This window comes from Citrobacter rodentium NBRC 105723 = DSM 16636 (assembly GCF_021278985.1).
Classification (GTDB): domain Bacteria; phylum Pseudomonadota; class Gammaproteobacteria; order Enterobacterales; family Enterobacteriaceae; genus Citrobacter_A; species Citrobacter_A rodentium.
This window is the reverse complement of record NZ_CP082833.1, coordinates 4,878,450-4,902,957: the sequence shown is the minus strand read 5'-3', so window position 1 is coordinate 4,902,957 and position 24,508 is coordinate 4,878,450. Positions and strand designations below refer to the sequence as shown.

The window sequence follows — 24,508 nt, the reverse complement described above, 5'->3', positions numbered from 1 at the left end:
GTTTTTGCCTTATTCTTCGCGAATGCCGGAAAGTTCTGCGCGGGAGAGCACCAGACGCGCGCGCTCGATCACCGGGCTGTCGACCATCTTGCCGTTCAGGGAGACAACCCCAAGCCCCTCACGGGCAGCGGCTTCAGCGGCTTCCACGACCAGACGCGCGTGCGCGACTTCTTTTTGCGTCGGGGCATACAGGTTGTGCAGCAGTTCAATCTGGCGTGGGTTGATCAGCGACTTGCCGTCAAAACCCAGCTGTTTGATGTGGGCGGCTTCATGCAGAAAACCCGCTTCGTTGTTGGCGTCGGAATAGACGGTATCGAAGGCCTGGATACCGGCGGAACGCGCGGCCTGCAAAATGGAGCAGCGGGCGAACAGCAGTTCAGTGCCTTCCGGCGAACGTTCGGTGCGCAGATTGCGCACATAGTCTTCCGCGCCTAGGGCGATGCCGATTAAGCGTTCAGAGGCGTGGGCAATCTCCACCGCGCGGGTAATGCCCAGCGGCGATTCAATTGCGGCCAGCAGGCCGGTGCTGCCCGCTTCGCGACCGCAGGCTTTTTCGATGCGCAGAATTTCGTTTTCAATATCAATCACATCCTGCGCGGTATCGGTTTTCGGCAGACGTACCACATCGGCGCCGCCGCGAACGACCGCTTCCAGGTCGTTGATGCCAAATTCGGAGTCCAGCGCGTTCACGCGCACGATGGTTTCCACTTCACGGTACAGCGGATGCTGAAGCGCGTGGTAGACCATGCGGCGCGCGGTATCTTTTTCACGCAGCGCGACGGAGTCTTCCAGATCGAACATCAGCGCATCGGCAGGGTAAATAAATGAGTTGCTGACCATCGCGGCATTGGCGCCCGGCACAAACAGCATACTGCGGCGCGTACGGGATTTACGTTGTTGCAGAGACGCGGAAATCATTGGCGATCCTCCCAGGGCAGGGCCGGAATGCCGCTGGCGCGGGCCAGTAAAGCTTCCAGTCGTGCGCGTAAAATGCAGTCCAGCGCGCCTTTATCATCGACATTTATTTGCACGCCGCGGACGTCGTACTGCGCAAGAACCGCCAGAATGGTGGCGCGAATGGCGTCGCCAAACTGTTTCTCAACGCTGCTATTGATTTGCAGGTCAATTTCCTGCGTTTCGAGTGGGGCGATGCGAATCATCACATCACCAGACTCAAGTGTGCCTGCGACGACAGCCTGGTTTATTTTCATTTTTCACCTGTTACTAATGCGGGGGTCTGTTGACGGACCGTCGCTCCGCTGGCGCTGCGTTCAGACATCTGTTGCAGGTAGTGCAACGTGGCCTGTGGCACCAGCGACGCGATAGCCGTGAGATCTTTTTTAACCAGCAGCTTGCGTACCAGAGAGGCTGAGACAGGCGTTCCCTGGAAACACAGGCGCTCTATTTCCACCAGTTCAATCGGTGGGGCGGGAAGGGTTGGCGTGTCCAGCCAGAAACGCATGTCGCGGTTGTACTGCGCGGTGACGCTACAGAACGGTTCCGTTCCGACGAAGCGGTGGGTGATGCCCAGCGCTGGCGCCAGATACTGACGGAAAATTTTCAGGTCGATTTCGGTATAGCAGTGGTTAATCACGCTCTGCTCTTTGATGAAATAGCACGGGAACGTGGCGCGCGAGATGATGTATTCGGAACCGGGATGCACGGTGAGGCGCGGGATATCCGCCGTGCCTTTCAGCACCAGATCGAGGCGGTCCACATAGGGAAAGCGCGAGGTGTCTTCTTTAACCAGGAACAGATGCAGCCAGTCGCACTGCGCCGCCGCCTGCTGAATCAGATAGCGATGGCCGTTGGTGAACGGGTTAGCGTTCATGACGATGCTGCCGATTTTTTTCCCGTCATGGCGCTGTTTGCCGAGCGATTCCGCGTAGCGTTTCAGCCGCGTGGTGCTGTTTTCCATCAGCACCATAATGTCGGGAACCGTTGCCAGCGTTGAGAAGCCGCACTGTCTGAACAGCGCTTCATATTCCGTTTTGGTGTAGATAAAAAGGTGCGTGCAGTGTCTTTCATAGGCGAGGTTGATTAATTCCGTCGCCAGCGTGAGCGCTAACCCTTCGCCGCGCACCGACTCGCAGATGGCCACGCACTTAATGATATTTCCGGCAATGCCGCCGCAGGCGATAAGACGGTCATCGCGCGTTACCGTAATAAACACTTCCACGGTGGTGTCTACGCTCAAATCATTCTCTTTCAGGAATTGCGCGATCTCCGCCATTTTTATATTTTCTGAGCGTTTGACTCGCGTAAACACATTATTACTAAACATCGCAAAAGTATCCTGAGGCACTCTTATTGTTGCCGTTTTTGGGCGTATGTTGTACAAAAAATCAATTTAATAACGTTTTGTTTGCATTTGGAGAGAAAGGCTTTTTTGCTACGGGATATTTCTTTTTCTCCCTGATGTATACATCGTAAGGAGTATTGTGGGGGTAAATTTTGATTTATTTCACAAAGAGTTAGATGGTTTTTATGAGTTTTATGGTTTTAAGTTTTTTAATTATTCTAATCAGGTTTTGTCGCGTGGCGTTAAGTTGTTTAATTGATTTAAGGCGATGAATCTGTAACGATCGCCTTTATTCGTCTCGCGGTGAAATAAAACATTTTTATTACATTTGCCTGAAAATGACATCAAATAAAGCCCGCTAAGGTATTGCAATGTTGGTTCAAAAAAATAAAAAACCTTTTTCTTTTTTTCGCCAGTTAGCATTTCCGCTGCGTATTTTTTTGCTCATTCTTGCTTTTTCAGTGCTGATCATTGCCGCGCTGGCGCAATATTTCTCCGCCAGCTTTGAGGATTATTTGAGTTTGCACGTTCGCGATATGGCAATGAATCAGGCCAAGATCATTGCCGCTAACGACAGCATTATTGCGGCCGTGAAGCAGCGCGATTATAAACGGCTGGCGACCATTGCCGATAAACTGCAGAGCGATACCGATTTCGATTATGTGGTGATCGGCGACAAAAACTCTATCCGCCTCTACCACCCTAATCCGGAGAAGATCGGTTACCCGATGCAGTTCACCCGGCCTGGCGCGCTGGAGCGCGGTGAAAGTTACTTCATTACCGGCAAGGGATCGATCGGGATGGCGATGCGCGCTAAAACGCCAATCTTCGACGATGAAGGCCAGGTTATTGGCGTGGTATCGATAGGCTATCTGGTCAGCAAAATTGACAGCTGGCGGCTGGACTTTATTTTGCCGATGGCCGGCGTGTTTGTGCTGCTGCTGGTGGTGCTGATGCTGCTGTCATGGTTCTTTGCCGCGCACATCCGCCGCCAGATGATGGGGATGGAACCGAAGCAGATCGCCCGGGTCGTGCGCCAGCAGGAGGCGCTGTTCAGCTCGGTTTATGAAGGGCTTATTGCCGTCGATCCGGAAGGATTTATTACCGCCATTAATCGCAGCGCGAGAAAAATGCTTGGCCTGCGCTCGCCCGGCCGGCAATGGCTGGGAAAACGCATTGCGGAGGTGGTGTCGCCTTCCGATTTCTTTACCGACCGGATTGCCGAAAAGCGCGTGGATGTGATGATGAATTTCAACGGGCTGAGCGTGATTGCCAACCGTGAAGCTATCCGTTCCGGAGAGGAGTTGCTGGGGGCGATCATCAGCTTTCGCAGTAAAGATGAGATCGCCACCCTGAACGCGCAGCTCACGCAGATTAAGCAATATGTGGAGAGTCTCAGAACGTTACGCCATGAACATCTAAACTGGATGTCAACGCTGAATGGCCTGCTGCAAATGAAAGAGTACGATCGGGTCAGGGAGATGGTGCAGGGCGAGTCGCAGGCGCAGCAGCAGCTTATCGATAGCTTACGCGATGCCTTTGCCGATCGTCAGGTGGCGGGGCTGCTGTTCGGCAAGGTTCAGCGCGCGCGCGAGCTGGGGCTGAAAATGGAGATCGTTCCCGGCAGTCAGCTGCATCAACTGCCGGAAGGGCTGGACAGCACCGAGTTTGCCGCCATCGTCGGCAATCTGCTCGACAACGCGTTTGAGGCGAGCTTACGCACCGCAGAAGGCAATAAAGTCGTGGAGCTGTATCTGAGCGATGAGGGCGATGATGTGGTGATCGAGGTCGCCGATCAGGGATGCGGCGTACCGGAGGCGCTACGCGACAAAATATTCGAGCAGGGCGTCAGCACCCGTTCCGACGAGCCGGGCGAGCATGGCATTGGGCTGTATCTGATTGCCAGTTATGTGGGGCGCTGCGGCGGGATGATTACTCTGGAAGATAATTTCCCCTGCGGCACCTTATTTTCTCTCTTTATTCCGAAAGTGAAAAAAAACAATGACGGAACCACTAACCCTGTTAATCGTTGAGGATGAAATGCTGCTTGCGGAGATGCACGCAGAGTACATCCGCCATATTCCCGGCTTTAACCAGATCTGGCTGGCCGGTAACCTGGCGCAGGCGAGAATGATGATCCGACGGTTTAAGCCGGGACTGATATTGCTGGATAACTACCTGCCTGACGGGAAGGGGATTACGCTGTTGCATGAGTTGAGGGAGACACATTATCCCGGCGGGGTGGTGTTTACGACTGCCGCAAGCGACATGGAGACGGTATCAGAGGCCGTGCGTAGCGGGGCGTTTGACTATCTGATTAAACCCATCGCCTACGAGCGGCTTGGTCAGACGCTGACGCGTTATCAACAGCGTAAACGGATGCTGGAAGGTAACGACAGCGCGAGTCAGCGACAAATTGATGAGATGTTTAACGCTTACGCCAGAGGCGAGCCGAAAGATGAACTGCCGACCGGAATTGATGCCCTGACGCTGAACGCGGTGAAAAAACTGTTTGCCGACCCGCAGGTGCATCATACTGCCGAAACCGTCTCTCAGGCGCTGACCATCAGCCGCACCACCGCCAGACGGTATCTGGAATACTGCGCCAGTCGGCACCTGATCACTGCGGAAATTGTGCATGGGAAGGTGGGAAGGCCGCAGCGCATTTATCGCGGGTGATACATGTTGTTGCCGAATTTATCCGGCCTGCGCAAACCATCTGACTTGTAGGCCCGGTAAGCAAAAGCGCCACCGGGCAAATGCAAAAGTGAAATACGATCAACCGCCGGTTACGGCGGTTGATGCGCCCGGCACCATCACTTCGGTAGCGATAATCACGATTAACAGCCCCACCATGACCGGTACGGAAGTGCGTTTTACCACTTCAAAAGGCGAAATTTTCGCCATCCCGGCGACTGCGACCACCACGCCTGAAACCGGAGAAATAGTCCGACCCAGGTTGGAGGCTTGCAGCATCGGAATCGACAGATACGCCGGGTTGATGCCGGAAGAGTGCGCCAGTTTGGGGATCATTTCGACGAACGCATAGAACGGCGCGTTACCGGAACCGGTGGTCATTGCCGCCAGCATGGTCAGGATCACCAGCACCAGCATCAGAATGATGCTCGCCGAGCCAAACGAGGTGGCGATGGAGATCAGGCTCTGGATAAAGCCGATGGTACTCAGCCCCTGGGCGAACACGCCCGCCGCGACTAACAGCATCACCACGTTAGCAAAGGCGTCCGCCATGCCGCGATAAGCCACCTCAAGCCCGGAAAAGACCTTCTGGGTGTTGAAACCGCGCACAAACTCCAGCACTGCCGCAATAAGCATACAGAGCACCAGAATGGTGATGATGTGCAGCTGCGGTCCCCACTTACCGTCAAAAACCAGCACGCCGATAATCGGCGTAAACGGCAGAATGGCATAGAACGCTGGCGCCGTGGTGGTGATTTCATTAACGTCCAGTATTTCACGAGTGATATTTTCTTTCTTATCCAGATAGCGCTGCCAGAAGAAGTGGGCGATCGCCATGCCGATAATCGCGGCGATGGAGATAGGCAGCGTGGTTTTAAAGGCAAAATCAATCAACGGCATCTCCGCCGCTTTTGCCGCCAGCACCACGTCGCCGGAGGTTGGCGAAAGAATGATTGCTGCCGGCGAGGCGCAGATTGCCGCCGCCGCGCCGCGGCTGATCCCGACGTTGACCATCACCGGAAAAAGCGTCGCCATCAGCAGCACGCCCAGCCCGGTGGCGGAAGAGACCGCCAGCGACATCAGACAGGCGACAAAATAGGCGGCGATCATCAGCAGATAGGGTGAGTTAATGTATTGCAGCGGTCTGGAGGCCAGCTTGACGACCATATCGTTGGCGCCGATATGGGTCATGTAGGCGGCAAAACCGCAGAGCATCATGATCATCATGCCAAGATCGCCGCCGCGGCTCATCAGCAGGATCTTGATGTATTCAATGATATCGGTTGCGGTATAGCCGGTGCTCGACTCGCTGGCAGGCAGCACTTTGTGCCCCATCAGCGCGCTAATGATCAGCAAGACCAGGCCGCCGACAAAAAGCACGCCTGTCGCCGAATACCCTTTTATGATGTAGCGCGCTACACCCACGATAACCACAACCCCAATAAGGAGTTCGATAACTGTTAACATTGTTTCCCCTGTCGTGCGGACGCCCAGTTGTAAAATAAGTAAATACCAAAAAAGAGGTATGAAAATGTGCCGAATAAATGCCGCAGGCTTGCTGATTAAAATCAATAAACAGACGGATTAAACCCGGTTAGCGGCTATTTTTACACCAGCGCCAGGAAGATTAAATCTCTTTGTTCACATTTTTTGAAAAAGAGCTGGTTGTAATATATTTGTAATTTTAATGGTGGGGTTTTGTTATTAATTGCCGTCCGGAAAGAGTATTCCGCGTGACCGGACAAAAATCACGCATTATCTTGCTGATAAGTTAGTGATTTATAACAATGCTAATAATAAGGTTTTAGCGGGCTAAAATTAACATAGGGAACAATCCGATATTGGTTAAAAAAGCAGCCATTAAGCTTCTGTTAAACTTATTTTTGGTATGATGCAGGCTGTTTTTATGAATGGTTGTAAACGTTGTGATAGTTGCTAAAAAATATTTTTTGTTTATTACGTTGCTTATTATTCAGGTGAGCCTGCCAGCGCATGCCGGGACGGATGAGAAAGGATGGTTTAATACCTTTACGGATAATGTCGCCGAAACGTGGCGCGAACCTGAGCATTACGATTTATATATTCCGGCCATTACCTGGCATGCCCGTTTTGCTTACGACAAAAGGAAAACCGATCGCTATAACGAGCGGCCCTGGGGCGGTGGTTTTGGTCAGTCGCGCTGGGATGAAAAAGGGAACTGGCACGGGCTGTACGTGATGGCCTTTAAAGACTCATGGAATAAGTGGGAGCCTATCGGCGGTTACGGATGGGAAAGCACCTGGCGACCGCTGCCGGATGACAACTTCCATCTGGGGTTAGGGTTTACCGCAGGCGTGACGGCGCGCGATAACTGGAAATACATCCCGGTCCCCGTCCTGCTGCCGCTGGCCTCCATTGGCTACGGACCGGCGACTTTCCAGATGACCTACATCCCCGGTACTTACAATAACGGTAACGTCTATTTTGCATGGATGCGTTTCCAGTTCTGAACCGACGAAAGGCTCTAAAATCGCATATAAAACAGTAAGCTATAAGCTTATAGCGAAAAATAACGCGATATTTATCACTTTTTATCAAAGTTCGACTGGACAAAGCGTACCACAATTGGTGTACTGATACCCGACACAGCATTTGTGTCTATTTTTCATGTAAAGGTAATTTTGATGTCTAAGATTAAAGGTAACGTTAAGTGGTTTAATGAGTCCAAAGGATTCGGTTTCATTACTCCGGAAGATGGCAGCAAAGATGTGTTCGTACACTTCTCTGCAATCCAGACCAATGGTTTTAAAACTCTGGCTGAAGGTCAGCGCGTAGAGTTCGAAATCACTAACGGTGCCAAAGGCCCTTCTGCTGCAAACGTAACTGCTCTGTAAGCCTACGTCAGCAAGAATTCAAAACCCGCTTATTAAGCGGGTTTTTTTTGGCCTTCAGTTGGCGCTGGCAGCGGAAAACAGCCAGAACGCCAGCGCGGTCATGGCAAACGATCCCAGTAAATTAACTGCCACATTGAGCAGTGCCCACGCGAAACGTCCTTCCTGCAATAAGAAAACCACCTCTGCCGAAAAGGTGGAGAAGGTAGTCAGTCCGCCGCAAAATCCGGTTGTGATGAGCACTTTCCACATCGGGTCTATATTTGTCATGCGGCTGAACCACGCCAGTCCCATACCAATAATGAATGCGCCCAGCAAGTTTGCCGTTAGCGTTCCGATGGGGATAGCCTGATGCACCGGATTGAAGCGCATGCTGAGCATCCATCTCGCTACACTTCCTGTGCCGCCGCCAATAAAAACCGCTAAAAGGAGTTGTAACACCGCAAAATCCTGCTATTTGATTGTTAAAGGCGAAGTGTAACGCCGAATAGTAACCGTTGGCGAGTTTATCAAAACTGACTGGAGGGATTATGTTTGCTGCCGCCGGGCAATTTGCCGTGAGTCCCGTTTGGGAAAAGAATGCGGAAACCTGCGTAACATTGATGTCGCAGGCTGCTCAAAAGGGCGTGTCGCTGCTGGTGCTGCCGGAGGCGTTGCTGGCGCGTGATGATGACGATCCCGATCTGTCGGTGAAATCCGCACAGCGACTGGAAGGCGATTTCCTGAAGCTGCTGCTACGCGAGAGCGCCTCGAATACGATGACCACCATCCTGACGATTCATGTCCCTTCGCTCCCCGGTCGTGCGGTAAATACCCTGCTGGCGCTACGCGGCGGGAAAATTATCGCCAGCTACGCCAAGCTGCATCTTTATGATGCCTTTGCCATACAGGAGTCGCGTAACGTGGACGCCGGCAACGCTATTGCGCCGCTGATTGAGGTAGGGGAGTTCAGGGTGGGGCTGATGACCTGTTACGATCTGCGCTTTCCTGAACTGGCCCTTGCCCAGGCGCTACAGGGGGCTGACGTGCTGGTGCTGCCAGCGGCCTGGGTGCGCGGCGCGCTGAAAGAGCATCACTGGGCGACGCTGCTGGCCGCCCGAGCGCTGGATACCACGTGCTACATGGTTGCCGCCGGGGAGTGCGGCAATAAAAATATCGGCCAGAGCCGCATTATCGACCCGTTCGGGGTCACCCTTGCCGCAGCGGCGGAGAGCCCGGCGCTGATTATGACGGACATTTCCATGGAACGAATCCGCCAGGTTCGCGCGCAATTGCCAGTGCTACGTAACCGCAGATTTGCGCCACCGCAATTATTATGATGTTTTTTTAAACGCTGCTTGATTCACCTTGTTACAGATTGCTATTGTGTGCGCGCGTAAATGACCGTTAATGTTATCGGGTTACTAAGGCGCGTTTTGCTGCCTGTTTTAAGTCAAGAAGGTATATATGGGTGAGATAAGTATTACCAAACTGCTGGTGATTGCCGCACTGGTTGTTCTGCTGTTTGGTACGAAGAAGTTACGCACGCTGGGTGGAGACCTGGGCACGGCAATCAAGGGTTTCAAGAAAGCCATGAACGATGACGATGCAACTGCGAAAAGAGACGCAGACAGCGGCATTCAGGCTGAGAAACTCTCTCATAAAGAGTAATGCCCGGAGCAGGATGCTCATCCGTTTTACTCTGACGAGAAAAAACCCGCTAAAGAGCTAACACCGATCGGTTAAGCAAAATGATCGGTTGAACGATCCAGTGGGTAGGTGACAATAGCCTCATCAATTTTCTGATGGGGCTTTTTTATGCTTTCGACCTGGCTTGACGATACCCAGACCTGGGCTGAACCCGCTTCACTTTCCTGTTTTCAGCGTGCCATTCCCCTTGAGTGGATTTCTCAGGTCCTTGATTCCACCAATAAAGCCAGTATCCGTAAACGTAAGCTCCCCGCAGAACTCGTGGTCTGGCTGATTGTGGGCATGGGCCTGTATCGCGACCGCTCCATCACGGACGTTGTGACAAAACTCGATCTCGTCCTGAGTTCACAGGAAGGCGAGACTCTCGCCGCCAGCTCTGTTGCCCAGGCCCGTCAGAGACTCAGTGATGAACCGCTCCGGGAGCTCTTCACCCTGACGGCCAGCCACTGGACGCAGCAGGAAGACAAGGATGACCTCTGGTACGGGCTGCGCCTGTTTGCCGTTGATAGCACGCTTTTTCGTACTCCCGATACGCCCGAACTTGCTGAGCATTTTGAGTACATAAAGCATCGTCCGGACAGACACACCGAGTACCCGATGGTCAGGCTGTGCGCCATGATGTCACTGCGCAGCAGATTGATTCACGGCGTAAAATTCGGCCCGGCAAACACCGGAGAAGTCAGTTACGCGAAGCAGTTATCGCCGCAGGCGAAGAGCCTGACCCTGTTTGACCGATGTTATCTGTCCGCAGAGTTACTGATTAACTGGCAGCGCAGGCAGCAGGAAGCGCACTGGCTGGTTCCCCTGAAGGGCAATACAAAATACCGCATAGTTGAAACCTTCGCCGGAGGAGACCATCTGGTGGAGATGCAGGTCTCGCCGCAGGCCCGCAAACAGGACAGTTCGCTGCCAGAAAACTGGCAGGCCCGGCTAATAGAATATGAAGATGAATCAGGCGATTACAAAGGTTTTATCACCTCTCTGACAGAGCCGGGGCAGTATCCGGCAGAGGCGCTGCGTTATGTATATCAGGAACGATGGAGCATAGAAAATGGTTATGGAGAACTGAAACAGTTCCAGCTGAGCACAGCCACGCTGTTGCGCAGTCAGAAAGTGAGCGGGATTTACCAGGAAATATGGGGCCTGCTGACGGCCTATAATCTGATACGGATGGAGATGAGTCAGATAGCACGGGAAGCAAAAGTGCCGCCGCTGCGGATAAGCTTCGTGATGGCGATGAGACTAATCCAGGATGAACTTATCTGTAAGCGGCTCGCCAGAACCGTATTGATATTTACTGAGAGCTCAGATCAACTTTCCAGGGCAACAGATCGCGTACCCGATTTGCCGGCCAGTCCTGGATATGCTCAATGACGTAACGCAGCCATTTTTCTGGCTCCACATTGTTCAGACGGCATGTGCCGATCAGCGAGTACAACACCGCCGCATGTTCGCCACCGCTGTCAGAACCCGCGAACAGCCAGTTTTTCCGGCCTACGGCCACTCCCCTTAAGGCGTTCTCTGCGATGTTGTTGTCGATTTCCACCCAGCCATTACTGCAGTACACGTTCAGGCTATCCCACTGTTTCAGCAGGTATGCGAACGCTTTTGCCGTATCCGAGTGACGCGACAGTGTTTTCATCTGAGTCTGTATCCAGTCATACAGTGACTGCATCAGTGACGCAGCTCTGGCTTTTCTTGCCGCCAGACGCTGTTCTGCTGAACATCCCCGGACTTCTGCTTCGATGGCATACAGTTCACCGATACGCTGCAGGGCTTCCGTGGTGATATCGGTTGGCGCTCTTGCATGCACATCGTGGATTTTTCTCCGGGCATGGGCCATACACGCGGCTTCCGTTATTCTGCCGGATTCGTATAACGCCCGGTAGCCACCGTAAGCATCGGCCTGAAGCACTCCGCTGTAACCGGACAGGTGATTCTGTGGATGTATGCCTTTCCGGTCCGGGCTGTACGCGAACCAGACCGCCGGGGGCATCTGTGAACCGGCGTTACGGTCATCACGGACGTAGACCCACAGCCGGGCTGTCCGGGTTTTACCGCTGCCCGGCTCCTGGACCGGGACGGGGATATCATCAGCATGGACTTTACCGGGCATCAGCACATACTGGCGCAGGACGTCATACAGCGGCTCCAGCAGTTCAGCAACAGCACCTGTCCAGCGCCCCAGTGTGGCACGGCTCAGCTCCACTCCCTGACGACGGTATATTTCTGACTGGCGGTATAACGGCAGATGGTCTGCATATTTCCCGGTGACAACATGGGCCAGAAGCCCCGCTCCGGCATAACTGCGTGCAATGGGTTTTGAAGGTACTGGTGCCTGCACGATATGGTCGCACCGGCAACAGGCCAGTTTCGGACGTTGTGTTTCGATAACCTTAAAGGCGCTGCTGATAAGCTCCAGTTGCTCTGACACATCACATCCCAGAGAACTGAGTTCACCACCACAGGCAGGACAGCATTCCTCTTCCGGCCGGATAACCCGGGTTTCACGGGGAAGTGAGGCCGGTAACGGTTTACGGGCTGAAGACTGGCGCAGGGCGGATGGCAGTGCCGGGTCATATTGCTCACCCAGCGTTTCAGCCATTTCTTCCTGAAGTGCGCTGATTCTCTCCTGTGCATCCTGTATCTGCCGTTCGGTTTTTGCGCGAAGTTTTTCTGAGCTTTTACCGAACTGCATACGTTGCAGTTTCGCAACCAGCGCCTTCAGCCGGTTGATTTCGGAAGCATAAGCCGCCACCCGCTGTGAGAGCAGGCGGTTGTATTCGGCCATCTGGCGGATGGTGTCCTGTTGCGTCTGCAACAGTGCCCGCAGGCGGGCGTTCTCATGAGCAAGTGAGGTGTCCATATCCTCACTTTACAACGGGTTATATGCGGATTCCAGCGCGTTCCGTTCGTTTCGGGTGCTTCCAGTTGATACCTTCAAGAAGCATGGATAACTGAGCCGGAGTAAGGTGCACCTTGCCGTCACGGGTGACTGGCCAGATGAAGCGGCCCCGCTCCAGGCGTTTGGTGAAGAGGCACAGTCCGTCACTGTCAGCCCACAACACTTTTATCTGGTCACCCCGGCGTCCGCGGAAGATGAACAGGTGTCCGGAGAACGGGTCATCCTTCAGGACGTTCTGAACTTTTGATGCCAGGCCGTTAAAGCCATTTCGCATATCGGTGATACCTGCAACCAGCCAGATACGCGAACCTGCAGGGAGAGATATCATCAGTGGCTGCTCCCTTTTATTTCGCGGATAAGTGTCTGTAATAACGCCGGCGTCAGTTTACCTTTAAGCCTGAGAGTTCCGGCCGGCAGAACCAGCTCACAACACAGACTGTCGGACGGTGTATTTATCTGCTCTGGTTCCTGTGCGGGGGCCGGGATTTTATTATCCGGCTCCGGCGTTAACGTCACGGGAAGCAGTGCCGGCATATTTTTTCCGGAAGGCAGCAGGCCACCTTTCCGGTATTGATGGCGCCAGTTGAAGAGCAGGTTATCGTTGATTCCGTTTTCCCGGGCGATCTGCGCCACACAGGCTCCGGGCTGCAGTGACTGCTCCACTAAGGCGATTTTAAACTCATAAGGGAAGTTGGGCCGCCGGGGACGTTTTTTTACCACGGGGGTTTCGGATATAACGGTGCTTTCAGGACGTACGACTGGTACCGTGGAAAATTGTCCGTAAAGGCAGGCATCAAGTTCCTGCTCCGACATGCCTGCGGGCAAAGGCCACGAAAGGCCAGCTCTCCGAAAGCGCACGAACATACTACAAACTGTTGATTTTGGTACACCCAGGCGACGTCCGGCCACAACCCGAGGTAAATGTTCTTCGAAGTGAAGGCGTAAAGCTTCAGTAATCCAGGTCCGGTATTCCATACGATAGTGTCCACTAAAAATGATGGACATTATTTTTGTGGAGCCGGAGGAAACAGACCAGACGGTTTAAATGAGACGCTTACACTTATCTGGTGCTCACTGGGTAAACCGGGGACGATCCCAACGAAGCTAAAGAAAATGCGGGAGAATGTGAAGCAATTTATCCTGCCAGAAAAGAGAAAACGGCCCAAAAAGAGGACCGTCAGAATCTCAAAAACCCAGTATCCCGTTCACTTAAAACATCTTAAGTGAACGGTGTTACGCTAAAGAGCGGGTTTTTTTTATAGATGAAATGTAAGTATTCATTACAGAATTACTTCACTTCCATCCCTTTCGCCTGCAGGTCGGCATGATAGGAGGAACGGACGAACGGCCCGCATGCCGCATGGGTAAAGCCCATCGCCAGCGCTTCGGCCTTCATCTCGTCAAACTCTTCCGGGCTGACATAACGCTGAACCGGCAGGTGGTGGCGGCTGGGTTGCAGATATTGCCCCAGCGTTAACATGGTGACGCCATGACGACGCAGGTCGCGCATCACCTCAATGATTTCCGCATTGGTTTCACCCAGTCCCACCATCAGACCTGATTTGGTCGGAATCTGTGGATGCGCTTCTTTAAAGCGTTCCAGTAGCTTGAGCGACCAGTTGTAGTCCGCGCCCGGGCGAACCTGGCGGTAAATACGCGGTACGTTCTCAAGGTTATGGTTGAACACATCCGGCGGGGTGGCCGTCAGGATCTCCAGCGCGCGGTCCATACGACCACGGAAGTCCGGCACCAGCGTTTCAATCTTAATATCCGGACTTTTTTCGCGGATTGCGGTGATGCAGTCGGCAAAGTGCTGCGCGCCGCCGTCGCGCAGATCGTCGCGATCCACGGAGGTGATCACCACATAGCGCAGCGCCATATCGGCGATGGTTTGCGCCAGCTTTACCGGTTCGTTGGCATCCGGCGCGACAGGGCGACCGTGCGCCACATCGCAGAACGGGCAGCGGCGGGTACAGATAGCGCCGAGGATCATGAACGTGGCCGTGCCGTGATTGAAACACTCCGCCAGGTTCGGGCAGGAGGCCTCCTCACAGACGGAATGCAGGCCGTTTTTGCGCATTGCGGCTTTAATGCCCTGGATACGCGTGGAGTCCGCAGGAAGCTTAATTTTCATCCATTCCGGTTTGCGCAGCAGGGCTTCTCGCTCTGTCGCCACATTTTTGACCGGGATAAGGGCCATCTTATCGGCATCACGGTATTTAACACCGCGTTCCATCACAATGGGTTTACTCATAGCGTGCGTGTTCCAGTTGCGAATAACGAAGGAAAGCGTTTTAATTCAATGAAATGTTGTATTTATCAACTATTTTTGAATTCACTACACGCAGTATATCATTGAAATGGGCCATAAAGCAGCCTGAGTGGTCGGTAAAATGTAAAATAGTTGTTGTTTTGTGCCATTTGCCCAACCTGTGTTGTGACCCGGCGGCAACATTTCTTTTTCAAAAAGCATCCTGGATAACCGTAATCACGCTCTCAAGTATCGGGTCGCGCAAGCTCAGCTTATTGAAGTGCAGGGAATAGTCGATCTGCTCGGCGTTTAACTGAGGATGAGGAAGCCGCTGGAGCGGCCAGCAGAGATTAAACAGGGTAAAAAATCGCGCCGGCATAATGCCAACCAGGTCGCTGTTGGCGATCAGCGACGCAAGGGTGAAAATATTGTAGCTGCTGAAGCTGATTTTTCGTTCAGGGAATATCTCCTGGATACGCTGGCGCAGAAGCGTGAAGCTTTGTCCTTCCACCATCAACAGGCTATGTTCCGCGGCATTGATTTTCTCCGCCGTGAGCGCCGCCGCCAGCGACGGATGCTGCTGGCGGCAGACCAGTTCGACATTATCTGAAAACAGCACCTGATGCTGGATTACGCGATTGCTGTAAACGTGGTTATCGATAATCAAATCGGTCTGAAACTGGCTGAGCTGCGTTTCGGCGTCATGCACGGGAATATTTCGCAGCAAAAGCTGAGGGTGGTGCGTTTTGATGGCCTGATAGATAGTTGGCATAACCAGCGCGCCAACTGACGGAGTGGTGCCAATGGTAATGGTCCGCTGTTTGTCATAGCTGCCGGTGAGGTCCAGCGCGCCGAGAATCGACTCCAGACCCTGGCTAATATATTCATGCAGATGACTGGCGTAGGTCGTAGGGGTTACGCCCTGGCCTTTACGAATAAACAACGGGTCCGGAAAGATCGAGCGTAATTTCTGAATGGACTGGCTGATAGCCGAGGGGGTTAAATTAAGTATTTTCGCGGCATTCACGATGCCTTTATGCACATAGACTGCTTCAAAAATGGTAAGCAGGTTGAGGTCAATATTTCGCAGCGTGCGGAAAACCTGTGGTTTATCTTCGGGTCGGTGTTCGTAAGAATATTCTTTCGGCTTAATTTTATCACTCACGCTCGCACTCCAATACATTAAGTTAATGAATAATAATGGTGATTGTAATTGTTGGTTGCATATATTTACTCCACAATTATTCATTTCGCACAGTAAAACTTGCGCAAACAGAAAAGCATATGAAGTGTTAACATTTGCACAAGAGAAAAAATCACATCATTTTTGATGAGGTAATAAATCGTCAACGCGGCAAACTGAACGCTAAGAAAATATAGAAAGCAGAAGGCAATGTAAAGCCTTCAAATGAATTAGGATTAATGGCCTGGCTCTTTCAGGCCATTAAATTGAAGTAATTAAGCAGGAATATATTCGCAGGGAGGATTATTTAGCAGTGCTAAAATATTTTTTAATAATCGTGGGCGGATATTCTCCGTTGTCGCCGCATTATCCCATTCCGCTATTTTCGTCATTTCCATTCCCGCATAGCCGCATGGGTTAATTCGCAAGAAAGGCGAAAGATCCATATTAACGTTTAAGGCCAGCCCGTGAAAGGAACAGCCGCGGCGAATACGTAAACCGAGGGAGCATATTTTCTTTTCGCCGACATATACGCCAGGCGCGTCGGCCCGCGGATGCGCGTCAATGTCCAGCTCCGCGAGGGTGTTGACGACGGTCTGCTCCAGTAAGGTCACCAGCTCCCGTACTCCCAGCTTACGGCGCTTGAGATTTAACAGGACGTACATCACCTGCTGGCCGGGGCCGTGATAGGTCACCTGGCCGCCGCGGTCGCTCTGGATCACCGGGATATCGCCGGGCATCAGGATATGTTCCGCTTTACCCGCCTGACCCTGGGTAAAGACAGGATAGTGCTCTACCAGCCAGATTTCGTCGGCGGTGTTTTCATCACGGGTGTCAGTAAAGTGGTGCATGGCCTGGGAGACGGGTTCATAAGGTTGCAGGCCGAGCTGGCGGACCAGTATTTTATCCTGAGACAAAACAGCATCTCCGTAGAGAAAAACAAAAGGGGAAGGGAAGTATACCACAGCGAGAGAGGGGAGAGGTTACCCGGACGCGCCGGGTAACGGAGTTAAGGCTTTACAGCACCATACGAACGATATCGATGTTGCCAAGCTCTTCGTACAACGTTTCAACCTGCTCAATATGGGTGGCGTTGATGGTGATCGATACCGAGTGGTAGTTGCCTTTGCTGCTCGGTTTTACCGTCGGGGAGTAATCACCTGGCGCATGGCGCTGTACCACTTCAACCACCTGATCGACCAGCTCAGGTAACGCCTGCCCCATTACTTTGTAAGTAAAAGGAGTAGGGAATTCAAGCAGTTCATTAAGTTTGGTTTTCATGTCAGCTCCGGCGTAACGTAAAAAAATAGCAACTCCCGCTACAGAGCGGGAGTTTTATTGTTCCATAGTATATGGGGACGGAAATCACACTTTCAAGTGTTCAATTTTTAGCCAAACCAGTGATGGAACATTAGCTTAATGTAATCAACGATTTTGCCGAAGAAGTTACCTTCCGGGATCTCCTGCAGAACGACCAGCGGACGCTGCTCAATGGTTTTACCGTCAAGCTGGAAGTTAATGGTGCCCACCACCTGATTTTTCTGCAGCGGCGCATGCAGCTCGGTGGTATTGAGGAGGTAGCTGGCTTTCAGATCTTTCATCCGGCCACGCGGAATGGTCAGATAAACATCCTTATCGACGCCTAAAGAGGCGCGATCGGTATCGCCAAACCATGCCGGTTCGGAGGCAAACTCTTTCCCGGCTTTCAGCGGATTAACGGTTTCAAAAAAGCGGAAGCCCCAGGTCAGCAGCTTTTTACTTTCGGTTTCGCGCCCCTTATAGGTGCGACCGCCCATGACCGCGGAGATCAAACGCATCTGACCTTCGGTTGCGGAAGCCACCAGGTTGTAGCCAGCTTTTGCAGTATGTCCGGTTTTGATGCCGTCAACGTTCAGGCTGTTGTCCCACAGCAAACCGTTACGGTTCAGCTGACGGATGCCGTTAAAGGTGAACTCTTTTTCTTTATAGACCGAGTATTCATTAGGGACGTCGCGGATCAGCGCCTGACCAATCAACGCCATGTCGCGAGCGGAGCTGTACTGGCCGTCGGCGTCAAGACCGTGAACCGTCTGGAAGTGCGTGTTTTTCAGCCCCAGCGCGGTAACGTAGCTGTTCATCAGCCCGACAAACGCATCCTGGCTGCCGGCGGCGAAATCGGCCATCGCCACGCAGGCGTCATTACCGGATTGCAGGTTAATGCCGCGAATCAGCTGCGAGACGGGCACCTGCATCCCTGGCTTGAGGAACATCAGCGAAGAGCCTTTAAATACCGGATTACCTGTCGCCCACGCATCGTTGCCAATCGTCACCAGATCGGTTTCTTTAAACTTACCCGCTTTCATCGCCTGGCCGATAACATAGCTGGTCATCATCTTGGTCAGGCTGGCCGGGTCGCGACGGGTGTCGGCGTTCTGTTCAGCCAGCACTTTACCGGAGTTGTAATCGATAAGGATGTAAGATTCCGCGTCGATCTGCGGAACACCCGGGATCATGGTTTTAATGTTCAGGTCATCGGCATGCGCGCCTGAGAGAGCGGCTGTGCAAAGAGCCGTGGTGAGCGCCATGCGCTGCAGGAAACGAGCGGAAAAAGTGGTCTTCATGGTCTGAACTACGACGTCCGTGATGAAAAAAGAAAAAGTGCCCTACTATAGCAAATGCAGTACCGGCAGGCATCTGACTTTCCGGGTGACTTTTGTTAACGTTGTTAACGTCACTTACAGAAACTGACAAATCAGATGCCGCCCTGGCGGTTATTGCGCGCCGGTAATGAATGACTGCAGTTGGGCTTCGGTTTGTAAACGCTGTTGCAGGGCGCTGGCCTCCGCTTTGCTGGCGAAAGGACCCAGTTGAATACGCCATACTGCGCCGTTCTGGGTTACCCGCCCCGGTACGCTAAACTGCTGCGCTAAACGCTCCTGATACTGCTGAGCGCGTCCCTGGTCGCTGACGGCGCCAACCTGCACCACGTAACCGCCGCTGGTCGACGCCGCGACGGGCGCTGGCGTCGCCGCTGGCGCGCTCACCGGCGCGGTTACCGGTACGGCGGCAGGAGGCTGCGGCGCGGGCGTAGGTTCGCTGCCTTCCAGTACGCCCGGCGCTAGGGTCGTCGGCGCGCCGAGGAAGCCGCTGCTGTTAACCGGCGCGCCCGCGCTGTCTTCGCTTTTCAGCGTGGCGTTGCTGATGGGGCGAATATCGCCCTGCGGCTGCGCAGGCTGGGGAGTCGGCGAAGCGCTGCCCATTCCGCCGCTCAGATCAGGACGGGCGGGCAGGGCGTAAGTCTGTTTCGCCACGGTGGTGCAGGCCATCCCCGGACCCGAGAGCGAGCCATCCTGCGCGACAATAATCGGGTCAATGCGGACTTTAGTGTTATTGGAGGTGTTCAGACGATCGGCGGCGGCGCGCGACAGCGAAATCACCCGATCGTTGCCGTAGGGGCCGCGATCGTTAATCCGCACCACGATCATCCGGCCATTGGCAAGGTTGGTGATACGCGCATAGCTCGGGATGGGTAAGGTAGGATGCGCCGCGGTCAACTGCATCGGATCGAACATTTCGCCGGAGGCGGTCAGATTGCTGCCCGGTTCGGCGTCATAAATTGCCGCCAGCCCTGCCTGACTGAAGCGCGAGGGATCCTGGACAATCCTGTAACTTTTACCGTCTCGCTGGTAATCCTGATTAGCGGTGGCGTTAAGCGGTTCATAACGCGGTTCCGCGCCGCTGATTTCAACGACAGGACCATTACATACCGCAGGCAGCGGCGGCTGGGTCGGCTGCTGCTGACCTTCATCACTTGTACATGCTGCGAGCAGCATTATTCCTGCTGCGACGCAGACTCCAGGCAACTGCTTACGCATTGCGCACCCCTTATACGCTTTTCGACAACATTTTTCTGTGGGTATGGATCGACATGACAATCCCGAACCCGGCCATCAGCACGATCAGTGCCGAGCCTCCGTAACTGACCAGCGGCAGCGGCACGCCGACGACCGGCAGAATACCACTCACCATACCAATATTAACGAAGACATAAACGAATAATATCAACATTAAACCACCCGCCATCACACGTCCAAAAGTGGTTTGCGCACGGGCGGCAATCCACAGGCCGCGCATAATCAGCAGAATATAGAGCGCCAGCAGAACGAGGATCCCGACCAGACCGAGCTCTTCAGCCAGCACCGCGAAGATAAAATCGGTGTGGCGCTCAGGCAAAAATTCCAGCTGCGACTGGGTGCCGTGAAGCCAGCCTTTGCCGCTCAGACCGCCGGAGCCAATGGCGATTTTCGACTGAATGATGTGATAGCCGGCGCCGAGCGGATCGGTTTCCGGGTCCAGCAGCATCATCACGCGCTGGCGCTGATAATCATGCATCAGGAAGAACCACAGAATCGGAATAAACGCCGCGAGTAACAGCGCCGCGACGCCAATCAGCCGCCAGCTCAGGCCGGAAAGAAACAGTACGAACAGGCCGGAAAGCGCCACCAGAATCGAGGTTCCGAGGTCAGGCTGCGCCGCCACCAGCAGCGTTGGCATAAAAATAAGCACCAGCGCGATGGCGGTATTTTTCAACGACGGCGGGCAGACGTCGCGGTTTATAAAGCGCGCGACCATCAGCGGCACCGCAATTTTGGCGATTTCCGAGGGCTGAAAACGCACGATGCCCAGGTCCAGCCAGCGCTGCGCGCCTTTGGAGATCGCGCCGAAGGCGTCAACCGCCACCAGCAAAATAATACATAAAACGTAGAGGTAAGGCGCCCAGCCCTCATAGACACGGGGCGGGATCTGCGCCATGACGACCATGACCACCAGACCGATAGCGATCTGTCCGACCTTACGCTCCGTCATGCCAATGTCCTGGCCGCTGGCGCTCCAGATAACCAGCGAGCTGTAGACCAGCAGCGCCAGCAGTATCAGCAGCATGGTGGGATCGATATGGATCTTATCCCAGAATGTTTTTTTGTCCGGATTATCCGTCATGGTTATTGATCCTCCGCCGCTGCAACCGCCGGGTTTTCTGCTGGCAGACTGGTGTTGTTATCGCCCAACATAATGTGGTCAAGAATCTGTCGCATAATCGTACCGACTGCGGGACCTGCGCCGCCGTTTTCGAGGATCATGGCGACCGCGACCTGCGGGTTGTTATAGGGCGCGAAGGCCGTCATCAGCTTGTGGTCGCGCAGACGTTCGGCAATTTTATGCGCGTTATAGGTTTCATTGGCTTTCAGGCCGAAGACCTGAGCCGTACCGGATTTGGCCGCAATCTTATAGGGCGCGCTGGCAAAATATTTATGCGCCGTGCCGTTGCCGCGGTTCGCCACGCCGTACATGCCGTCTTTCGCCAGCTCCCAGTAGCCGGAGTGGATATCGCCCACCGGCGGTTCGTGCGGCTGCACCCACGGCACTTGCTTACCGTTCTCTGCGGTGCTCATCAGCAGGTGCGGGACCTTCACCACGCCATCGTTAATCAGGATCATCAGCGCTTTGCTCATCTGGATCGGCGTTGCCGTCCAGTAGCCCTGGCCGATGCCCACCGGGATGGTGTCGCCCTGATACCACGGCTTTTTGAAGCGCTTCATCTTCCATTCGCGGGTTGGCATGTTGCCGGAGCGCTCTTCCGCCAGATCGATGCCGGTATAGTGGCCATAACCGAATTTGCCCATCCACTCCGAAAGGCGGTCGATCCCCATGTCATAGGCGACCTGGTAGAAGAAGGTATCGGCGGACTCCTCCAGCGATTTGGTGACGTTCAGATGGCCGTGGCCCCATTTTTTCCAGTCGCGATAGCGTTTTTCCGAGCCGGGCAGCTGCCACCAGCCGGGGTCAAACAGGCTGGTATTGCGGGTAATCACCCCGGCGCTCAGCGCGGAAACGGCAACGTAAGGCTTCACCGTCGACGCTGGCGGGTAGACCCCTTGCGTGGCGCGGTTAACCAGTGGAGTGTTCGGATCGTTAAGCAGAGCGGAATAGTCTTTGCTGGAGATGCCGTCAACGAACAGGTTCGGGTCGTAGCTTGGCATGGAAACCAGAGACAGGACGCCGCCGGTGCGGGGATCGGTCACAATCACCGCCGCCCGGCTTCCGGCGAGCAGCGTTTCAATATACTGCTGCAGTTTTAAATCTATCGTAAGGTAGATGTCGTGTCCGGCCTGCGGCGGCACCTCTTTAAGCTGGCGGATAACGCGGCCCCGGTTGTTGACTTCAACCTCTTCGTAACCGGTCTGGCCGTGCAGTACCTCTTCGTAGTAGCGCTCAATCCCCAGCTTGCCGATATCGTGGGTGGCGGCGTAATTCGCCAGCTTGTCCTCTTTATCAAGCCGTTCAATGTCCTTATCGTTGATCTTCGACACATAGCCGATGACGTGGGTCAGCGCCGAACCGTAAGGATAATAGCGGCGCTTGTAGCCTTTTACTTCGACGCCGGGGAAACGGTACTGGTTAACGGCAAATCGTGCGACCTGCACTTCGGTGAGGTTAGTTTTTACCGGAATCGAGGTGAAACGATGCGAACGGGCTCGCTCTTTTTTGAAGGCGGCAATGTCGTCGTCGGTAAGATCGACCACGCTGCGCAGGGCATCAAGGGTATGCTGAACGTTATCAACCTTCTCCGGCATCATTTCAATCTGGTAGATGGTGCGGTTAAGGGCGAGCGGAATGCCGTTACGGTCGTAGATGATCCCGCGGCTGGGGGCGATAGGCACCAGCTTGATGCGGTTTTCATTCGAGCGGGTCTGATAATCGGTATACCGGACGATTTGCAGATTATAGAGGTTGGCGATCAGCACGCCGGTGAGCAGCAATATGCCTGAAAAGGCGACCAGCGCCCGGCGCACAAACAGCGCGGACTCAGCCGTATAGTCGCGAAAAGAGTTCTGTCGTTTCATCCGCTGCGTAGTCTACTCAAGCTCAACGATCACTCACGGTGATAAGGGTGATTAGTGGTAATGCTCCACGCCCGGTACAGGCTCTCGGCGACCAGCACCCGGACCAGCGGGTGGGGAAGGGTCAACGCAGAGAGCGACCAGCTTTGTTCCGCCGCCGCCTTACAGGCAGGGGAAAGGCCTTCCGGCCCACCGATCAACAGGCTGACGTCGCGGCCATCCAGCTTCCAGCGCTCCAGTTCGCACGCCAGCTGCGGCGTGTCCCAGGGCTTACCCGGAATATCAAGGGTGACGATGCGGTTTTTGCCTGCGGCAGCCAGCATCTGCTCACCCTCTTTATCGAGAATACGCTTAATATCCGCGTTCTTGCCGCGTTTGCCCGCCGGAATTTCGATCAATTCAAAGGGCATATCTTTCGGAAAGCGCCGCAGGTACTCGGTAAAACCGGTCTGTACCCAGTCGGGCATTTTCGTGCCTACCGCGACAAGTTGAAGCTTCACGCATTAACTCCAGAGTTTTTCCAGTTCATACAGGCGACGACTCTCTTCCTGCATCACGTGGACAATCACTTCTCCCAGGTCAACGACGATCCAGTCGGCGACGCTTTCCCCTTCCACGCCGAGCGGCAGCATTCCCGCCGCGCGGGACTCCTGAACGACGTGGTCAGCGATTGACATCACATGGCGGCTGGAGGTGCCGGTGCAGATAATCATGCAGTCGGTGATACTGGATTTGCCCTGAACGTCTAAGGCGATGATGTCCTGACCTTTAAGGTCATCAATTTTGTCGATAACAAAATCCTGGAGTGCTTTACCCTGCAAGTTTTCCCCCTGGGTGAATATATGAAATCAATAAGCCTGTCAGTATACCTGAACCCACACGGGTTTCGGGACAAATGTCACCGGAAGGGTTCCGGAAAGTGGGCTATCATCCCACCCCATGCGACAGAATGCATCGCCATTTTTGTAAAACAATTTTCCGCAAGGCGCGACAGGGCGGGAAAAGGCCGGCAGCGGAGAATAGCAGCCTGTCCGGGGGTGTCAATGGTCAGCGCGTTTCTGGCGCTAAAAAACAGACCTTTCACTCTCCGGGTTGCCATACCGCTCTGCTGTTCAGCACCCGCAGTGTGGCAAAATCGTCGTGAAAATCAATCGCGCTCCAGCACCCTTGCTCAATGCGAAAGCGCCACATGGCGGCGTCGGGCATGGCAAGCAGCTTCGCCACCAGCAGGCTAAGCACGCCCTGGTGGCTGACCAGCAATACGTGAGAGTGATGCTGATAGTCGGCAAGCTGGCGGATAACCCGTTCCACCCGCCGGGAAAAAGCCTGAAAGCCTTCGCCGTTTGTGGGGATCGCATTCTGCCAGTCGTTGCACCAGGCCGCGTAGTTGCTGGCGTCTTCCGTGCAGAGATCCCGGTGATGGCGCATCTCCCAGTCGCCAAAAAACATTTCGTTCAGGTCAGGACAGGTTCGCAGCGGCACCTCCCGACCCGCTAACAGCAAACGCGCCGTATTCTGCGCGCGTTCCAGTTCGCTGCACAGCACCTGTTCAAAAGGCGCCTGCGCGAGCAGGGCGTTCAGCGTTTTCGCCTGCGCCACGCCACGCGCCGTCAGCGGCGTGGGGGCATGGCCGCTGTACAGCCCGGCCACGTTGGCTTCGGTTTCGCCATGACGAACTAACCAGAGTCGCATTTTTTCCTCATTTTCCTGTTCGCGCAAAATATGATATTTGC

The 24,508-nt window shown here is 54.0% G+C and carries 25 protein-coding genes and 2 pseudogenes; 8 read left to right on the top strand and 19 right to left on the bottom strand.

The features are described from left to right. Window positions 1-9: 9 nt before the first annotated feature. The 3 genes from citE to citC are packed head-to-tail and all read right to left on the bottom strand — an operon-like array spanning window position 10 to window position 2,284. A complete protein-coding gene (gene citE / locus K7R23_RS23370) occupies window positions 10-918 on the bottom strand; it encodes a citrate (pro-3S)-lyase subunit beta (RefSeq protein WP_012904969.1) in 909 nt (302 codons plus the stop codon). Beyond that, window positions 915-1,211, bottom strand: a complete 297-nt coding sequence (citD, locus tag K7R23_RS23365; RefSeq protein WP_012904970.1) for a citrate lyase acyl carrier protein — start codon at window positions 1,209-1,211, stop codon at window positions 915-917. The genes citE and citD overlap by 4 nt, the downstream gene beginning before the upstream one ends. After that, window positions 1,208-2,284: a [citrate (pro-3S)-lyase] ligase gene (gene citC / locus K7R23_RS23360; protein WP_012904971.1), complete on the bottom strand. Its 1,077-nt coding sequence runs from the start codon at window positions 2,282-2,284 to the stop codon at window positions 1,208-1,210. The genes citD and citC overlap by 4 nt, the downstream gene beginning before the upstream one ends. 389 nt (window positions 2,285-2,673) lie before the next feature. Here citC and dpiB point away from each other — a divergent pair, with 389 nt between their 5' ends. Together dpiB and dpiA are read left to right on the top strand one after the other, a co-directional pair. Next, window positions 2,674-4,335, top strand: a complete 1,662-nt coding sequence (dpiB, locus tag K7R23_RS23355) for a sensor histidine kinase DpiB (RefSeq protein WP_012904972.1) — start codon at window positions 2,674-2,676, stop codon at window positions 4,333-4,335. Next, a complete protein-coding gene (dpiA, locus tag K7R23_RS23350) occupies window positions 4,304-4,981 on the top strand; it encodes a two-component response regulator DpiA (RefSeq protein ID WP_012904973.1) in 678 nt (225 codons plus the stop codon). Before dpiB ends, dpiA begins: the two co-directional genes overlap by 32 nt. A 99-nt stretch (window positions 4,982-5,080) precedes the next feature. On the opposite strand, the gene dcuC is transcribed toward dpiA, so the two are convergent. Continuing rightward, a complete protein-coding gene (gene dcuC / locus K7R23_RS23345) occupies window positions 5,081-6,466 on the bottom strand; it encodes an anaerobic C4-dicarboxylate transporter DcuC (protein ID WP_012904974.1) in 1,386 nt (461 codons plus the stop codon). A 443-nt stretch (window positions 6,467-6,909) separates the two neighbouring features. Between dcuC and pagP the strand changes: the two genes are divergently transcribed. Together pagP and cspE are read left to right on the top strand one after the other, a co-directional pair. Continuing rightward, the gene (gene pagP / locus K7R23_RS23340) at window positions 6,910-7,488 is read left to right on the top strand and encodes a lipid IV(A) palmitoyltransferase PagP (protein WP_012904975.1); all 579 of its coding nucleotides are present in this window, start codon (window positions 6,910-6,912) and stop codon (window positions 7,486-7,488) included. A gap of 174 nt (window positions 7,489-7,662) precedes the next feature. Next, window positions 7,663-7,872 (top strand): transcription antiterminator/RNA stability regulator CspE, encoded by a 210-nt coding sequence (gene cspE, locus K7R23_RS23335; protein WP_000034826.1) that lies wholly within the window; start codon window positions 7,663-7,665, stop codon window positions 7,870-7,872. 54 nt (window positions 7,873-7,926) lie between these two features. On the opposite strand, the gene crcB is transcribed toward cspE, so the two are convergent. Then, on the bottom strand, window positions 7,927-8,310 hold the full coding sequence (gene crcB, locus K7R23_RS23330) for a fluoride efflux transporter CrcB (protein WP_012904977.1): 384 nt from the start codon (window positions 8,308-8,310) through the stop codon (window positions 7,927-7,929). Between the two features lie 89 nt (window positions 8,311-8,399). On the opposite strand from crcB, the gene K7R23_RS23325 reads away from it, so the two are divergent. From K7R23_RS23325 to K7R23_RS23315, 3 genes and pseudogenes are all read left to right on the top strand, one after another. After that, window positions 8,400-9,188 (top strand): deaminated glutathione amidase, encoded by a 789-nt coding sequence (locus K7R23_RS23325; RefSeq protein WP_012904978.1) that lies wholly within the window; start codon window positions 8,400-8,402, stop codon window positions 9,186-9,188. 127 nt (window positions 9,189-9,315) lie between these two features. Next, window positions 9,316-9,519 carry a twin-arginine translocase subunit TatE gene (gene tatE, locus K7R23_RS23320; RefSeq protein ID WP_012904979.1) on the top strand — a complete coding sequence of 68 codons (204 nt, stop codon included), beginning with the start codon at window positions 9,316-9,318 and terminating at the stop codon, window positions 9,517-9,519. A 147-nt stretch (window positions 9,520-9,666) separates the two neighbouring features. Continuing rightward, a pseudogene (locus K7R23_RS23315) lies at window positions 9,667-10,860 on the top strand (IS4 family transposase); the annotation flags it as partial. On the opposite strand, the gene K7R23_RS23310 reads toward K7R23_RS23315, so the two are convergent. The 3 genes from K7R23_RS23310 to tnpA are packed head-to-tail and all read right to left on the bottom strand — an operon-like array spanning window position 10,853 to window position 13,468. Next, complete coding sequence (locus tag K7R23_RS23310) at window positions 10,853-12,424, bottom strand: IS66-like element ISCro1 family transposase (RefSeq protein WP_012904571.1); 1,572 nt, start codon at window positions 12,422-12,424, stop codon at window positions 10,853-10,855. The pseudogene K7R23_RS23315 and the gene K7R23_RS23310 overlap by 8 nt on opposite strands. Window positions 12,425-12,443: 19 nt before the next feature. After that, the gene (gene tnpB, locus K7R23_RS23305) at window positions 12,444-12,791 is read right to left on the bottom strand and encodes an IS66 family insertion sequence element accessory protein TnpB (RefSeq protein ID WP_012904570.1); all 348 of its coding nucleotides are present in this window, start codon (window positions 12,789-12,791) and stop codon (window positions 12,444-12,446) included. Next, window positions 12,791-13,468, bottom strand: a complete 678-nt coding sequence (gene tnpA, locus K7R23_RS23300; RefSeq protein WP_012904569.1) for an IS66-like element accessory protein TnpA — start codon at window positions 13,466-13,468, stop codon at window positions 12,791-12,793. The genes tnpB and tnpA overlap by 1 nt, the downstream gene beginning before the upstream one ends. A 54-nt stretch (window positions 13,469-13,522) precedes the next feature. Between tnpA and K7R23_RS23295 the strand changes: the two are divergent. Then, window positions 13,523-13,690: pseudogene (locus K7R23_RS23295) on the top strand (IS4 family transposase); the annotation flags it as partial. A 61-nt stretch (window positions 13,691-13,751) separates the two neighbouring features. Here K7R23_RS23295 and lipA read toward each other — a convergent pair. From lipA to K7R23_RS23240, 11 genes are all read right to left on the bottom strand, one after another. Then, window positions 13,752-14,717: a lipoyl synthase gene (gene lipA / locus K7R23_RS23290; RefSeq protein ID WP_012904980.1), complete on the bottom strand. Its 966-nt coding sequence runs from the start codon at window positions 14,715-14,717 to the stop codon at window positions 13,752-13,754. A gap of 208 nt (window positions 14,718-14,925) precedes the next feature. Beyond that, the gene (locus K7R23_RS23285; RefSeq protein ID WP_024132539.1) at window positions 14,926-15,879 is read right to left on the bottom strand and encodes a YbeF family transcriptional regulator; all 954 of its coding nucleotides are present in this window, start codon (window positions 15,877-15,879) and stop codon (window positions 14,926-14,928) included. Between the two features lie 293 nt (window positions 15,880-16,172). Then, complete coding sequence (lipB, locus tag K7R23_RS23280) at window positions 16,173-16,814, bottom strand: lipoyl(octanoyl) transferase LipB (protein ID WP_012904982.1); 642 nt, start codon at window positions 16,812-16,814, stop codon at window positions 16,173-16,175. 100 nt (window positions 16,815-16,914) lie between these two features. Continuing rightward, window positions 16,915-17,178 (bottom strand): DUF493 family protein YbeD, encoded by a 264-nt coding sequence (gene ybeD, locus K7R23_RS23275; RefSeq protein ID WP_000850547.1) that lies wholly within the window; start codon window positions 17,176-17,178, stop codon window positions 16,915-16,917. Window positions 17,179-17,285: 107 nt separating this feature from the next. Continuing rightward, the gene (gene dacA, locus K7R23_RS23270) at window positions 17,286-18,497 is read right to left on the bottom strand and encodes a D-alanyl-D-alanine carboxypeptidase DacA (protein ID WP_012904983.1); all 1,212 of its coding nucleotides are present in this window, start codon (window positions 18,495-18,497) and stop codon (window positions 17,286-17,288) included. Between the two features lie 150 nt (window positions 18,498-18,647). After that, entirely contained in the window at window positions 18,648-19,751 is a 1,104-nt protein-coding gene (gene rlpA, locus K7R23_RS23265; RefSeq protein ID WP_012904984.1) for an endolytic peptidoglycan transglycosylase RlpA, read from the bottom strand. 10 nt (window positions 19,752-19,761) lie between these two features. After that, a complete protein-coding gene (gene mrdB, locus K7R23_RS23260; RefSeq protein WP_012904985.1) occupies window positions 19,762-20,874 on the bottom strand; it encodes a peptidoglycan glycosyltransferase MrdB in 1,113 nt (370 codons plus the stop codon). A gap of 2 nt (window positions 20,875-20,876) precedes the next feature. Continuing rightward, complete coding sequence (gene mrdA / locus K7R23_RS23255; protein WP_012904986.1) at window positions 20,877-22,778, bottom strand: peptidoglycan DD-transpeptidase MrdA; 1,902 nt, start codon at window positions 22,776-22,778, stop codon at window positions 20,877-20,879. A 29-nt stretch (window positions 22,779-22,807) separates the two neighbouring features. Further along, window positions 22,808-23,275, bottom strand: a complete 468-nt coding sequence (gene rlmH, locus K7R23_RS23250; RefSeq protein WP_012904987.1) for a 23S rRNA (pseudouridine(1915)-N(3))-methyltransferase RlmH — start codon at window positions 23,273-23,275, stop codon at window positions 22,808-22,810. A 3-nt stretch (window positions 23,276-23,278) separates the two neighbouring features. Next, the gene (gene rsfS, locus K7R23_RS23245; protein ID WP_012904988.1) at window positions 23,279-23,596 is read right to left on the bottom strand and encodes a ribosome silencing factor; all 318 of its coding nucleotides are present in this window, start codon (window positions 23,594-23,596) and stop codon (window positions 23,279-23,281) included. A 259-nt stretch (window positions 23,597-23,855) separates the two neighbouring features. After that, on the bottom strand, window positions 23,856-24,467 hold the full coding sequence (locus K7R23_RS23240) for an adenosylcobalamin/alpha-ribazole phosphatase (RefSeq protein WP_012904989.1): 612 nt from the start codon (window positions 24,465-24,467) through the stop codon (window positions 23,856-23,858). Window positions 24,468-24,508 lie beyond the last annotated feature (41 nt).

Bases quoted from the DNA above. Each gene is read 5' to 3' on its own strand.
- K7R23_RS23325 (WP_012904978.1), top strand. From the start codon at position 8,400: ATGTTTGCTGCCGCCGGGCAATTTGCCGTGAGTCCCGTTTGGGAAAAG.
- lipA (WP_012904980.1), bottom strand. From the start codon at position 14,717: ATGAGTAAACCCATTGTGATGGAACGCGGTGTTAAATACCGTGATGCC.
- citD (WP_012904970.1), bottom strand. From the start codon at position 1,211: ATGAAAATAAACCAGGCTGTCGTCGCAGGCACACTTGAGTCTGGTGAT.
- pagP (WP_012904975.1), top strand. From the start codon at position 6,910: ATGGTTGTAAACGTTGTGATAGTTGCTAAAAAATATTTTTTGTTTATT.
- tnpA (WP_012904569.1), bottom strand. From the start codon at position 13,468: ATGTCCATCATTTTTAGTGGACACTATCGTATGGAATACCGGACCTGG.
- dcuC (WP_012904974.1), bottom strand. From the start codon at position 6,466: ATGTTAACAGTTATCGAACTCCTTATTGGGGTTGTGGTTATCGTGGGT.
- cspE (WP_000034826.1), top strand. From the start codon at position 7,663: ATGTCTAAGATTAAAGGTAACGTTAAGTGGTTTAATGAGTCCAAAGGA.
- rlpA (WP_012904984.1), bottom strand. From the start codon at position 19,751: ATGCGTAAGCAGTTGCCTGGAGTCTGCGTCGCAGCAGGAATAATGCTG.
- tnpB (WP_012904570.1), bottom strand. From the start codon at position 12,791: ATGATATCTCTCCCTGCAGGTTCGCGTATCTGGCTGGTTGCAGGTATC.
- ybeD (WP_000850547.1), bottom strand. From the start codon at position 17,178: ATGAAAACCAAACTTAATGAACTGCTTGAATTCCCTACTCCTTTTACT.
- dpiB (WP_012904972.1), top strand. From the start codon at position 2,674: ATGTTGGTTCAAAAAAATAAAAAACCTTTTTCTTTTTTTCGCCAGTTA.
- citE (WP_012904969.1), bottom strand. From the start codon at position 918: ATGATTTCCGCGTCTCTGCAACAACGTAAATCCCGTACGCGCCGCAGT.
- mrdA (WP_012904986.1), bottom strand. From the start codon at position 22,778: ATGAAACGACAGAACTCTTTTCGCGACTATACGGCTGAGTCCGCGCTG.
- K7R23_RS23310 (WP_012904571.1), bottom strand. From the start codon at position 12,424: ATGGACACCTCACTTGCTCATGAGAACGCCCGCCTGCGGGCACTGTTG.
- K7R23_RS23240 (WP_012904989.1), bottom strand. From the start codon at position 24,467: ATGCGACTCTGGTTAGTTCGTCATGGCGAAACCGAAGCCAACGTGGCC.
- tatE (WP_012904979.1), top strand. From the start codon at position 9,316: ATGGGTGAGATAAGTATTACCAAACTGCTGGTGATTGCCGCACTGGTT.
- mrdB (WP_012904985.1), bottom strand. From the start codon at position 20,874: ATGACGGATAATCCGGACAAAAAAACATTCTGGGATAAGATCCATATC.
- dpiA (WP_012904973.1), top strand. From the start codon at position 4,304: ATGACGGAACCACTAACCCTGTTAATCGTTGAGGATGAAATGCTGCTT.
- citC (WP_012904971.1), bottom strand. From the start codon at position 2,284: ATGTTTAGTAATAATGTGTTTACGCGAGTCAAACGCTCAGAAAATATA.
- dacA (WP_012904983.1), bottom strand. From the start codon at position 18,497: ATGAAGACCACTTTTTCCGCTCGTTTCCTGCAGCGCATGGCGCTCACC.